The organism is Lonepinella sp. MS14434 (assembly GCF_042468235.1).
In the GTDB taxonomy this organism is placed as follows: Bacteria; Pseudomonadota; Gammaproteobacteria; order Enterobacterales; family Pasteurellaceae; genus Lonepinella.
This window is the reverse complement of the sequence record NZ_CP170386.1, coordinates 1,012,981-1,026,054: the sequence shown is the minus strand read 5'-3', so window position 1 is coordinate 1,026,054 and position 13,074 is coordinate 1,012,981. Positions and strand designations below refer to the sequence as shown.

At 33.2% G+C, this 13,074-nt stretch carries 10 protein-coding genes; all 10 read left to right on the top strand.

Annotated features, from left to right (window positions below; translation table 11 throughout):
• Nucleotides 1-169: 169 nt before the first annotated feature.
• Nucleotides 170-1,564, top strand: coding sequence for a replicative DNA helicase (locus O1Q79_RS04965; protein WP_386693268.1), 1,395 nt, complete (start codon nucleotides 170-172; stop codon nucleotides 1,562-1,564).
• A 15-nt stretch (nucleotides 1,565-1,579) separates the two neighbouring features.
• Nucleotides 1,580-2,656 carry an alanine racemase gene (gene alr, locus O1Q79_RS04960; RefSeq protein ID WP_386693267.1) on the top strand — a complete coding sequence of 359 codons (1,077 nt, stop codon included), beginning with the start codon at nucleotides 1,580-1,582 and terminating at the stop codon, nucleotides 2,654-2,656.
• Between the two features lie 103 nt (nucleotides 2,657-2,759).
• Entirely contained in the window at nucleotides 2,760-4,409 is a 1,650-nt protein-coding gene (pgi, locus tag O1Q79_RS04955) for a glucose-6-phosphate isomerase (protein WP_386693266.1), read from the top strand.
• A 159-nt stretch (nucleotides 4,410-4,568) separates the two neighbouring features.
• The gene (locus O1Q79_RS04950) at nucleotides 4,569-5,642 is read left to right on the top strand and encodes an LPS O-antigen chain length determinant protein WzzB (protein WP_386693265.1); all 1,074 of its coding nucleotides are present in this window, start codon (nucleotides 4,569-4,571) and stop codon (nucleotides 5,640-5,642) included.
• Nucleotides 5,643-5,727: 85 nt separating this feature from the next.
• Nucleotides 5,728-6,591 carry a sce7726 family protein gene (locus O1Q79_RS04945; protein WP_386693264.1) on the top strand — a complete coding sequence of 288 codons (864 nt, stop codon included), beginning with the start codon at nucleotides 5,728-5,730 and terminating at the stop codon, nucleotides 6,589-6,591.
• Nucleotides 6,573-7,517 (top strand): sce7725 family protein, encoded by a 945-nt coding sequence (locus tag O1Q79_RS04940; RefSeq protein WP_386693262.1) that lies wholly within the window; start codon nucleotides 6,573-6,575, stop codon nucleotides 7,515-7,517. Before O1Q79_RS04945 ends, O1Q79_RS04940 begins: the two co-directional genes overlap by 19 nt.
• A 37-nt stretch (nucleotides 7,518-7,554) precedes the next feature.
• Nucleotides 7,555-8,553: an RES domain-containing protein gene (locus O1Q79_RS04935; RefSeq protein WP_386693260.1), complete on the top strand. Its 999-nt coding sequence runs from the start codon at nucleotides 7,555-7,557 to the stop codon at nucleotides 8,551-8,553.
• 712 nt (nucleotides 8,554-9,265) lie between these two features.
• The gene (gene wecB, locus O1Q79_RS04930; protein ID WP_386693259.1) at nucleotides 9,266-10,402 is read left to right on the top strand and encodes a non-hydrolyzing UDP-N-acetylglucosamine 2-epimerase; all 1,137 of its coding nucleotides are present in this window, start codon (nucleotides 9,266-9,268) and stop codon (nucleotides 10,400-10,402) included.
• Entirely contained in the window at nucleotides 10,395-11,837 is a 1,443-nt protein-coding gene (locus tag O1Q79_RS04925; RefSeq protein ID WP_386693258.1) for a flippase, read from the top strand. Before wecB ends, O1Q79_RS04925 begins: the two co-directional genes overlap by 8 nt.
• The gene (locus O1Q79_RS04920) at nucleotides 11,837-13,072 is read left to right on the top strand and encodes a protoporphyrinogen/coproporphyrinogen oxidase (protein WP_386693257.1); all 1,236 of its coding nucleotides are present in this window, start codon (nucleotides 11,837-11,839) and stop codon (nucleotides 13,070-13,072) included. The genes O1Q79_RS04925 and O1Q79_RS04920 overlap by 1 nt, the downstream gene beginning before the upstream one ends.
• Nucleotides 13,073-13,074 lie beyond the last annotated feature (2 nt).

Sequence of the window (13,074 nt, the reverse complement as noted above, 5' to 3'; positions counted from 1 at the left end):
TATGCTGGTGAGTGTCATCATGATAGAAATAAAAGTCCAAAATTTCAGGGAATTTTCTATCTTTCCAACAAGATAAAAAATTCAATGATTTATAACGTACTTTTTCCTTAAAAAGAAAGCTAATTTGGTATATGATATAAAGTAGATTTTGTAATACTGAGATAGAGTTATGGCTAAGAAACCCACGCCAACACGAGAGCAAGCATTCGATCAAGCACATATCCCACCGCATTCCATTGAAGCAGAACAAGCTGTGTTAGGGGCGGTGATGTTGAATAATCAGCATTGGGAAAATGTGATTGAACGTGTGATTGCGGATGATTTTTATACGGCTGCGCATCGTTTAATCTTTCGTGAAATGGAAAACCTATTTCGTTTGCACTTACCGATTGACTTAATCACCTTGGATCAGCGTTTAAAAGATCAAGGGATTATTGATGAAGTGGGGGGCTTTGCTTATTTAGCGGAATTATCGAAAAATACCCCAAGCACAGCAAATATTAATGCTTATGCGGATATTGTACGAGAAAAAGCAATTTTGCGTGAATTGATTGGGGTGGGAAATAACATTGCTCAGTTGGCGTATGCGCCGAAAGGGAAAGCTGTTAAAGACATTTTAGATCAAGCTGAGCGAGAAGTTTTCCAAATTGCTGAAAAGCGTACATCGGAAAAAGAAGGTCCTGAAAATATTATTTCAATTTTAGGGCGTACCATTGATCGTATGGAAAAATTAAAAAATATTGATCATGATGGTTTAACCGGTGTGACAACGGGTTTTATCGACTTAGATCACAAAACTGCGGGATTGCAGCCGTCCGATTTAATTATTATTGCCGCACGCCCTGCAATGGGGAAAACGACATTTGCGATGAATTTGTGTGAAAATGCTGCGATGTCTAGTGATAAACCCGTATTAGTGTTTAGCTTAGAAATGCCGGCAGAACAGTTAATGATGCGTACTTTAGCCTCCTTATCCCGAGTAAACTTAACTGCCATTCGGACCGGAAGAGTGGAAGATGATGCAGATTGGGCAAAAATTTCAAGTACAATGTCAATTTTTACCAAAAAACCTAATCTATATATTGATGATTCTGCGGGATTAACCCCCACTGAGTTACGTTCGAGAGCTCGCCGACTTTATCGTGAAAATGGGGGGTTGAGCTTGATTATGGTAGATTATTTACAGTTAATGCGGGCCCCTGGATTTGATAACAATCGTACTTTGGAGATTGCTGAAATTTCTCGTTCTCTTAAAGCATTAGCCAAAGAACTTGAAATTCCGGTTATTGCTTTAGCACAACTCAACCGTACCTTGGAAGCGAGAACGAATAAACGTCCTATCAATTCAGATTTACGTGAATCAGGCTCTATTGAGCAAGATGCAGATTTAATTATGTTTATTCATCGTGAAGAAGTTTATAATCCAACGGATGAAAACCGAAATCAAGCTGAGATTATTATTGGCAAACATCGTAATGGTCCGATTGGGCGTATTCCACTGGTGTTTCAAGGGCATTTTTCTCGTTTTGATAATGCGGCATATAAACTTGATGATGAATATTAAAAATAAGAAGAAAAAATGAAACCAGCAACCGTAAAAATTAGTTCAGTGGCACTGAAACATAATATTCAAAAAATTAAACAAAAAGCACCGCATAGTAAATTGATTGCTGTGGTGAAAGCCAATGCTTACGGACATGGCGTTGAGTTTGTGGCAAGAGCCGTGGAAGAAAACGTTGACGGCTTTGGTGTGGCACGCTTGGAAGAAGCGTTAACGTTACGATCGCAAGGCATTATTAAACCGATTTTATTATTAGAAGGCTTTTTTTCGGCGACCGATTTGCCAATTATTGCGGTGAATAATATTCAAACGGTGGTACATAACCAACCTCAATTGGATGCTTTGCAACAAGCGAATTTACCAAATCCGATTAAGGTGTGGTTAAAGATTGATACAGGGATGCACCGTTTAGGCGTGCATTTAGATGAAGTGGATGATTTTTATCATCAACTTCAACAATGTCCGAATGTGCAACCACAAATCGGTTTTGTCAGCCATTTTAGTCGAGCAGACGAGTTAGATAGCGATTATACTGAGTTACAATTACAACGTTTTTTACAAACGACCAACAATAAACAAGGTGAACGTACTATTGCCGCATCGGGAGGCATTTTATTTTGGCCACAATCCCATTTAGATTGGATTCGCCCCGGCATTATTATGTATGGTGTATCACCAACTAATACCCCCGCAGAGATGTACGGTTTAAAACCGGTGATGACGTTAACATCTTCCTTGATTGCGGTACGAACCCATCAAGCAGGTGAACCAGTAGGCTATGGTGGTATTTGGGTGAGTGAAAAAGATACCAAAATCGGTGTCGTGGCAATTGGCTATGGCGATGGTTATCCTCGCAATATTCCAGTAGGAACGCCGGTATTTATTAATGGTCGCCGTGTGCCGATTGTAGGACGAGTTTCTATGGATATGGTGACGGTGGATCTTGGTGCAGATTGTCAAGATCAAGTAGGTGACGAAGTGATTTTATGGGGACGTGAATTACCGATTGAAGAAATCGCCAGCATAACAGGTATATTAAGCTATGAATTAATGACCAAACTCACGCCACGAGTGTTAACAGAATATGTCGATTAAATTAATTTGTAAAATGAGCATGTAAAAAACGAAAAATTTTGTTATTTTTAACCGCAGTTTTATGATTCAACAGGGTATATCCCTATAAATAAAAGGAAATACAATGAAAAACATTAATCCAACCTCCACAGCTGCGTGGAAAGCCTTAGAGCAGCACAAAGCGACCTTTGCTAAAACCACCATTCAACAACTTTTTGCGCAAGAGCCAAACCGCTTTGCAGATTATTCATTAACGTTTAACCATGAAATCTTAGTGGATTATTCTAAAAACAATATTAATCAAGATACCTTGAAATTATTACGTCAATTAGCGCAAGAATGTTCGCTTGCAACGGCAATTGAAGCGATGTTTACGGGTGAGAAAATTAACCGTACCGAAGATCGTGCCGTATTGCACACTGCTTTGCGTAACCGTTCAAACCAACCTGTTTTGGTGGACGGCAAAGATGTCATGCCAGATGTCAACGAAGTCCTTGCTAAAATGAAAGGTTTCTGCCAACGTGTCATTTCAGGTGAATGGAAAGGTTATACTGGCAAAGCCATTACGGATGTGGTGAATATCGGGATCGGCGGTTCAGATCTTGGTCCTTATATGGTCACAGAAGCGTTACGCCCATATAAAAATCATTTAACCATGCACTTTGTGTCTAACGTGGACGGCACGCATATTGCGGAAACTTTGAAAAAAGTGAACCCAGAAACCACACTTTTCTTAATCGCCTCTAAAACATTCACTACCCAAGAAACCATGACCAATGCAGGATCGGCTCGTGACTGGTTCTTGGCACAAGCGAAAGATGAAAGCCAAGTGGCAAAACATTTCGCTGCTCTTTCTACCAACGCCACTGAAGTGGCGAAATTCGGCATTGACACTGACAATATGTTCGGTTTCTGGGACTGGGTTGGTGGTCGTTATTCCTTATGGTCAGCGATTGGCTTATCCATCGCTTTGTCGATTGGTTTTGAGAATTTTGAAGCCTTATTATCTGGTGCCCATGAAATGGATAAACATTTCCGCACCGCACCGATTGAGCAAAATATTCCTGCCACATTAGCCTTAGTCGGCTTGTGGAACACCAGTTTCTTAGGGGCTCAAACGGAAGCGATTTTACCTTACGACCAATATTTACACCGTTTTGCGGCTTATTTCCAACAAGGCAATATGGAATCCAATGGTAAATATGTCGGACGTGACGGCAAAGAGATCACCAATTACCAAACTGGACCGATTATTTGGGGTGAACCCGGTACCAATGGTCAACATGCGTTCTATCAATTAATTCATCAAGGCACCAGTTTAATTCCTTGTGATTTTATTGCACCTGCCCAAACCCATAATCCGTTAGCGGATCATCACGAGAAATTACTCTCTAACTTCTTTGCACAAACAGAAGCACTTGCTTTTGGTAAAACTAAACAAGAAGTAGAAGCAGAATTTGTCAAGGCAGGTAAGAATTTTGACGATGTGAAAGACATCGTGCCATTTAAAGTATTTACAGGTAACAAACCAACTAACTCAATTTTAGTACAAAAAATCACACCGTTCACCTTAGGGGCTTTAATTGCGATGTATGAACACAAAATCTTCGTACAAGGTGTGATTTTCAATATCTTCAGTTTTGACCAATGGGGTGTGGAGTTAGGTAAACAATTAGCTAACCGAATTTTACCTGAGTTAAAAGATAGCGAAAAAGTTACAAGTCATGATAGCTCGACCAATGGGTTGATTAATCAGTTTAAAATGTGGAGATAATTTCATCTATATTTTATAAAGCCAGTTTTAGTAGTGACTGGCTTTATTTTTGTAAAAATTGCCATACTTTTTATAAGATTATTCTAATATAATTGGATAAACTATGGGTAACTTGATATAATAATGAAGATAAATTTTATATAGTTTAGGGTAATGTTAATGAATGATTTAAACAGAAATGATAACGAAATTGATTTAATTGAGTTATTTAGAGCCTTGTGGGATAAGAAACTGTGGATTATTTTATCTACACTTATTTTTACTTTAATTGCGGGTATTTACGCATTTACGGCAAAAGAGCAGTGGACATCAAAAGCCGAGATTATTCCGCCTAATGTATCAGATTTAGGGGAGTATTTTGTTCTTAGAAAAGAATATGCTCGTATTTTGGGGGCAGATTTTGATGTTAATACCTTGAGAAATGGTTTATATGAGCATTTTAGTCAGCGTGTTTACTCTATCGATGAGAGAGTTGATTTTTTAAAGGATTCGGAGTTATTTCGAAAATTATCAGAAAAACAAAGCGAAGAACAAAAAAACAGAACATTGTATATTTTAGCAGGAGATGATATTACTATTAGCAAACCTGATGCTAAGAAAAACCCTGATTTAATGGGGAACCAAATCAGTTTATCTGCAGAAAATCCTGTTTTAGCACAAAACACTCTTGCTCAAATGATGACTGCCATTAGCCAAAAAGTATTACAAATTGAATTAACTGAATTTACTATTTGGTTTAATCAAGCAATTACGGCGTTAAATTTTGAAAAAGAGAAAATTGAATTTGATTTAAAAACACACGAAAGTGTTCAGCTTGAACGTTTAAATAAAGCCTACGATACTGCTAGCAAAGCAGGTGTTAGAGAGTATTCCAGATTCGGTAATTATGCTACAACGGGCAGCACACAAAATATTGTTGTGGGTGATACAAATATTCCTTATCAGTTTATGTTAGGTGAAAAATATTTAAAAGCGCAGATCGATGCTGAGCAAGAAAAAGGGATTATTTATCCAGAACGTTACTATGAAATCCAACGTCAACTCACCCAACTAGAACCCTTGGTAGAGAAATTAAAAACAACAAAAGCACAAACTTTCCATTATGTGAGTTCACCAGATTATCCAGTTAAAAAAGATGCCCCGAAAAGAGCGTTGATTTTATTGATTGGTGCGTTGCTTGGGGGGATTTTAGGGTGTTTGATGGTGTTGGTTAGAAAGATGTTTGTTAGATAATTTGTTTTATTGATGACTTATATGTTGTAAACTTGCATACATATCAATATTTGGAAGAAATTTTGACTGAATTTGGGAGTTAACAGTGCAGGGCTTAAGACAATTGTCGCAAATATTTACGGCACCAATGTTTGCTAAAATAGTAAGGGATAATGATACTGAGCTTTTTCTGAAGAAAATAATCAAATATTATCCTATTGACTGTTTTTGTGACAACTTGTCGCTTATTCAGGGACTGTATAAATATTTGATGGAAAATTATCGTTGTGAGTATATTTATAAAAATAAATTATTTTTAGATATAATCCGTAATCACCGTTTGAAAGAAACAGTTGTTCTTAATGAGTTCAAAATAGCTAATTCTAAAGCAGATTTAGTTATGCTAAATGGTAGTATTCGAATATTTGAGATAAAAACAGAATTAGATGATCTTTCTAAATTATCTAAACAGATTGAAGATTATCAAAAGGTTGCAACAGAAGTAACAATTGTTACCAATGAAAACAATATAGATAAACTAGAACCGTATGCAAATAGAGATATTGGTATTGTTGTTCTTGATCAAAAACATAAATTGGAAGAAATCAAGAAAGCTAATTATAATAATAGTTTTCTTAGCTTCGATGCGTTATTTAGAGTGCTCAGAAAACAAGAATATTTAGACATGGTTCTTAATAATTTTGGATATATTCCAAATGTACCAAATATGAGAATATTTAGAGTTTGTTATGAACTATTGTCAAAATTAAAGGTTGAGGATTTCCAAAAGCAAGTGTTGGAAATATTAAAGAAAAGAGAACTCCAGAGTCGGAATTTAAAATTATTAAGATCAAGTAGAACGCCAAGAGAATTGAAATATATGTGTAATACATTAAATTTCAACGCAAATGAATACGACAGATTACACTTATTCTTATCAAGAGAGATTGTATGTACCAACCATATATAAGAGCTAAACAGTATGAGTTGATTGGAATTAAGGAACTAATGAAAGATATTATTGTACCTCAAAAGAAAAAAATATCGTTCATTATAGAACCTGTAAAAGATTCATCTACGTTAAAGTCAACTATTGAATGTTTAATAAATAATGATATTAATTTTACTATCATCATTAATCCACAAGTGGGTTCTTTTGTAGAAGTGGATAAAATATTTGCATTACTTGGCAATACGGCTGAAGAAGATGATAATTATCAGATAGGTGTTATTTTCCATAATAAGACTGAACATGATAAAATAATTAAAAACTTAGAAATTTATAAAAAGTATGTTCCAGCATTAAGTATTATTCATAATGTTGGTATTGATGATGTTGATACTACTTTAAATAAATATAAGAATATTTCTGAAATAAAATATAATGTAATAAACTTACCGGAAACAAGTAAAAGATACCACAGGAATTTCTCAAGAGAAACACGAGTTGAGCTTGATGATTACTTTAAGGCTCAACCAAGAAATTCGGATTATTTGGATATTGATGAGAGTAACTTTTCAGAAGAACATTTATATTATAAAGAAGATGGATTTGTTGCATTTTCTGATTATCTTTGTATTGGTGCGGCTTATTCTGAAAGTGGTTTTTTGCCTTATGCAGTTGCTATCCATTTATCATATAGCACCCAAGATAATGGAATAAAGATAAAACATTTTGTTTCCGACTCAAATGATGATCAGAGCGATATTGCAGGAAAATTTTCTGAAGCATTGAATAAGCTGATCACTTGGTGTGAAGAAAAAAATTATAGTTCAATGGCAGTGGATAAATTTAAAGAACTCTATAATAGAGGACATTTCCCAGGACTTGGCACAATAAAAAAACTCTCAATGATGAATCATATAGAATTAGTTCTCAATGTGATGGTGGACTAATATGAATTGTTGTGTTGCGTGTTTTGAGAGTGCTTATTTGGCAAATATTATTTCTCAGGATAATAGCAAAGGGGACTGTGATTATTGCGAAACTAAAGATACTTTTATTTGCGAATCATCAAAATTGATTTCTTTTTTTAAGGGTATTCTTGATTTATTTATTGTAGATGCTGATGGTGATGATATTGGTAAGCTTATTTTATCAACATTTAACAACAAAGTTTTTTCTGAAAAGCTAATTAATAAAGGAAAAGTTAACTTTTTGATTCAGGATATTGTAAAAAATGAAATAGATTACTACATTGATTTGTCAAAGAATAAAGTAAAATTCAAAATTTCTAATGAAAAATCTCAGCAATTATCAGTGTCTTGGGAGCGTTTTTCAGAAGAAATAAAGAATGAGAATAGGTTTCACTTGAAAAATTCATTGGATTTAAGAAATTTAGCTGATTTATTTCTAATTTTTAAAAAAGAAATAGCGAAAGGAGCTTTGTATTATCGTACTAGAATCAGTAGTGATTCTTCTGGATTTCCAAAAGATAAAATGGCTAATCCACCGAATTCTTTAGCGAAGGCTGGCAGGGCAAATCCTGAAGGTATTTCTTATCTGTACTTAGCTAAAGAAGAATTAACTGGTTTGTATGAAGTTAGGGCAAGTTTATTTGATTATGTAACAGTCGCTAGGTTTGAGTTGCAAGAAAATATTAGTGTTATTAATTTGAGCGAGTACGATGTTTTTGCTTTATCCGAGAATGAAACACTGGAAGAATTGACTATAAATCGAGCATTCATTGAAAAATTAGAGCAAGAATTATCAAAACCAAGAAGAAGGTACGATAGTGAATTGGATTATTTACCAACACAATATCTTTCAGAGTGGATTAAATCCGTGGGATATGATGGTATTGAATTTAGAAGCTCTTTACATAAAAACGGAATAAATCTAACTATTTTTAATCCATCTAAATTAGTGGCATTAGATGTGGAAGTTTACGATATAATAGATAGCCAATTCCAGTATGAGAAGTTAAGTTAAAATTTAATAAAAAATAAGATAAGTGATGAAACAAACATTTTTAACTTTACGTTTTGAACAAGTCAAAGGCGTTGGCACTATTGAAGCCCATTTGATCCCAATCAACGAGTTTATACGCTGATTGGGGAAAATGGAGTAGGGAAAAACAAGTTTTTGGAATGTTTGTTTACGCTTTTATTTGTTTCGTCAGATATTCTTTTGAAGAATATTTCTATTAATACAAAGGGTTTTCCTTTTAAAAAGTTAATAGTTGATAATTTAAAAACTGATTTTTTTGCAATATACGGATTGTTATTACTATAATCACCAGAAATTAAACACAGGAATTGAAAGCAATAAACCTTTTGTTTATATTTCAGCACAAAATCGCAGTGATGTGAAAAAAGAGAATTATCATAATGATAAACTGGGTAATTATGAACAACGGTTTTCTGATTATTTAGCTAATTCTTTTTTTTCAGAAAATAGTTTTAAAAAGCTTAATTCAGATATAGATTTAAATGATTAGATTGTGATCAGCCAGTCCATATTTGGCAAAAGAAAATAATCAAAAAATTGAAATAGCAAAAAATTTTGAAAAACGAAAATTTGATATTTTCCATTTTGCCACAGCAAAGTTGAATGGTTTGCAGATGTTGTCTAAATATAATGACATATCAAATATAGAAAAACTTTATTTAGAGATGAACAGTTAATACATAATTGGAATAATATGAAAATTAAAAATTTAATCATCTTTGGCACACGCCCTGAAGCGATAAAAATGGCACCATTAGTCAAAGCATTTCAAAAAGATAATGCTTTTGAAGCAAAAGTATGTGTAACAGCTCAACATCGTGAAATGCTTGATCAAGTATTGGATTTCTTTGAAATTAAACCAGATTTTGATCTTGATTTAATGAAGCAAAATCAAAATCTTTACACGTTGACTGCGGATATTATTACGGGTTTGAAAGGCGTTTTAGAAGAATTTAAGCCTGATTATGTGTATGTTCACGGTGATACAACGACCACAATGGCAGCATCCATTGCTGCTTTTTATTCGGGGGCAAAAGTATGTCACGTGGAAGCGGGTTTAAGAACGCATAACAAATATTCGCCATTTCCTGAAGAAATTAATCGTCAGTTAACAGGACGTATTGCAGAATACCATTTTGCTCCAACGGCTACATCTAAACAAAATTTATTAGATGAAGCGATTGATGAGCAACATATTTTAATAACCGGCAATACCGTTATTGATGCCTTATTGGATAGTTCAGAACGAGTTAAAGATTTAAACAATACTGAAATAAATCAGTTAAAATCAATCATCAATCAAGATAAAAAATTGATTTTGGTTACTGGGCATCGTAGAGAAAATCACGGTCAAGGATTTATTAATATTTGTGAAGCATTAAAAGAAATTGCTTTAGAAAATAATGATTTACAAATTATTTATCCTGTGCATTTAAATCCAAATGTTCAGAAGCCTGTTTATGAAATTTTATCAGATGTAGAAAATATTCAATTGATTGAACCTTTAGCTTATCCTGCTTTTGTATGGTTGATGAATCAATCTTATCTGATTATTACCGATTCAGGTGGCGTGCAAGAAGAAGCCCCAAGTTTGGGTAAACCTGTATTAGTCATGCGAGATACGACTGAACGCCCTGAAGCGGTTGAAGTGGGAACAGTAATTTTGGTAGGAACAGATAAAGCTAAAATTATTGCTGAAACACAGAAACTATTAAATGATAGTGAGCAATATCAGAAAATGAGTGCTTTACATAATCCTTATGGGGATGGTAGGGCTTGTGAGAGAATTGTTAATTTTATGAAAATTATATCTAGTGAAAAAAATGCCTAGTGTTAAAAAGAATTTTGTATTTAATATTATCAACACAATTACAGGTATCTTATTCCCTATTGTCACATTACCTTATGTATTCAGGGTATTGGTGCCTGAAGGTATAGGAACGATTGATTTTTTAAATGCTTTCGTTAATTATCTTTTACTTATTGCATCATTAGGTATACCAATTTACGCAGTAAAAGAAGTCGCCAAATATAGAGATGATGAGCAACTAAAAAGAAAGATCACAGTTGAACTGTTTTTACTTGGCGTTATTTTAAGTATAGTTGCTTATGTGGTTGTTTTTATTTTAGCTCAAACTATACCGCAGATAAAAACAAATGAAACGATTTTTTATATATTGAGTTTAAGTATTATATTTAATGCTTTAGGTGTGCAGTGGTTTTTTCAAGCTATTGAAGATTTTGCATTTATTACTATTAGAGCCATTTTGGTGCGTTTAGTTGCTATCGTTTTAATTTTTTTGTTTGTTAAAAATGAAGATGATTTAATTAATTACGCACTGATTTTGGTATTTTCATCCGTTGGTAATAATTTATTTAATATTGTAAGGATGTATAAGTATATTCCTAATTTTGCAGATTATTTTAATAAAGACTTGAATTTAAAAAGGCATATACAGCCAGCCTTACAACTTTTTACACTTAATATTATTATTAGTTTATATGTGAATTTAGATGCCATTATGTTGGGGTTTTATAAAGGGGAAGAAGCCGTTGGCTATTACTCAGCAGCGATTAAATTTTATAGAGTGGTACTTACCCTAGTTACATCATTAGGCATTGTTTTATTGCCTAGGATGTCTAATTTAGTTCAACACAATAACAAAAATGAGTTTGCTAGACTGGCTGAAAAATCTATTCTATTTACATCTTTTACTAGCATTCCTTTAACTTGTATGATGATTATTCTTGCACCAAATATTATTATGGTATTTTCAGGGCGTTTATATGAGCCTTCAATTCTAGTTTTACAAATGTTATCACCAATTATTTTATTGGCAGGCTTAACAAATGTGTTTGGTATTCAAATGTTGTACCCATTAAATAAACAAAAATTGGTTATTTATAGCGTGTCTATTGGAGCGATTATTTGTTTAACGTTAAATGTATTTTTAATTCCACAGTATGGTATTTATGGTGCAGCATTTTCAACTTTATTGGCTGAAGTATCAGTCTTTTTATTTCAGATTTTCTGTATAAGGACGATTATATCATTTAACAGGTTAAGATCGAGTATTCTAAATTATTTAATTGGTACAGTATTAATAGTTATAACAATTATTATGTGTTGGCAATTTGATTTCGTCGATGCTATTTCATTGATATTATATCCAGTGGTAGCAGGAATTGTATATTTATCTTTTTTAATATATAAGAAAGATAAAGTGGTCGTAGAAATTTTAAATAGTGTTAATTGGAGAAAGTGATGGACATCATTATTGGTGCAGGTATTACAGGTTTAAGTTATGCTCTTTTTTGTGGTCATGATGATTATTTAATTCTTGAAGCAGATTCAAGAATTGGTGGTTATTGTAAAACAACAAAAAGAAATGGATTTGTATGGGATTATTCGGGTCATTTTTTCCATTTTAGGGATAAAGATATTGAAGAATTAGTGATGTCAGGTGTGCCTGAAGAACAGCTCGTTACGGTAATAAAACAGACTTGTATAAAATATAAAGATCTTTTGGTGGATTACCCTTTTCAGAAAAACATTCATCAATTATCAAAAGAAGAATTAATTGATTGTTTGTATGATCTATTTACAGCAGACAGTAAAGTGTATTCTACGTTTAAAGAAATGTTATATGTAAAATTTGGCAAGTCAATCGCAGATAAGTTTCTTATTCCTTATAATACGAAATTATATGCTTGTGATTTAGATACTTTAGATAAAGATGCGATGGGGCGTTTTTTCCCATTTGCTGAAAAAGAAGAAATTATTAGAAATTTTAAAAATTCTGATGATAGTTCGTACAATTCTACTTTTGTTTATCCAACTGGCGGAGCAATAGAATATGTTAATTCTATTGCAAGTAGATTAGATCAAAATAAAATCAAAAAAAATGTAAAAGTTATTGCTATCAATAAAGATGAAAAAACAGTAACTTGCTCAACAGGTGATGTAATTAAATATGATCGTCTAATATCAACAATGCCATTTCCTAAGTTGTTGGATTTAGTCAAACTAAATTATGACAAAGATATTTATAATTGGAATAAGGTATTAGTTTTTAATCTTGGTTTCAATAAAAAAGGGGAAGATAAAATCAACCATTGGATTTATTGCCCTGAAGAACAGTATTGTTTTTATCGAGTAGGATTTTATGACAATATTCTATCGCAAGATAAAATGTCTATGTATGTAGAGTTGGGTTTTGCAAAAAATGAAACTGTAGAATCTTCTACTTGGTTAGGTCGCGTTCTCAGTGATCTTAAAAAAGCTGGTTTTATAAGCAATGATCAAATTTTATTAGATTATGAAGCGATTCTAATGGATCCTGCTTATGTCCATATTAATAGTGAATCAACTAAAGATGTGGAGAGTAAAAAGAAAGAATTATCTCAGTATGGAATTTATTCTATAGGGAGATATGGCAGTTGGACATATTGTTCAATTGAAGACAACATTATTGAAGCTAAAGATTTATTGAGTCATTAATT

What these genes read in the sequence shown, in the direction of transcription:
- O1Q79_RS04965 (WP_386693268.1), top strand. Translation starts at nt 170, where the DNA reads ATGGCTAAGAAACCCACGCCAACACGAGAGCAAGCATTCGATCAAGCA.
- alr (WP_386693267.1), top strand. Translation starts at nt 1,580, where the DNA reads ATGAAACCAGCAACCGTAAAAATTAGTTCAGTGGCACTGAAACATAAT.
- pgi (WP_386693266.1), top strand. Translation starts at nt 2,760, where the DNA reads ATGAAAAACATTAATCCAACCTCCACAGCTGCGTGGAAAGCCTTAGAG.
- O1Q79_RS04950 (WP_386693265.1), top strand. Translation starts at nt 4,569, where the DNA reads ATGAATGATTTAAACAGAAATGATAACGAAATTGATTTAATTGAGTTA.
- O1Q79_RS04940 (WP_386693262.1), top strand. Translation starts at nt 6,573, where the DNA reads ATGTACCAACCATATATAAGAGCTAAACAGTATGAGTTGATTGGAATT.
- wecB (WP_386693259.1), top strand. Translation starts at nt 9,266, where the DNA reads ATGAAAATTAAAAATTTAATCATCTTTGGCACACGCCCTGAAGCGATA.
- O1Q79_RS04925 (WP_386693258.1), top strand. Translation starts at nt 10,395, where the DNA reads ATGCCTAGTGTTAAAAAGAATTTTGTATTTAATATTATCAACACAATT.
- O1Q79_RS04920 (WP_386693257.1), top strand. Translation starts at nt 11,837, where the DNA reads ATGGACATCATTATTGGTGCAGGTATTACAGGTTTAAGTTATGCTCTT.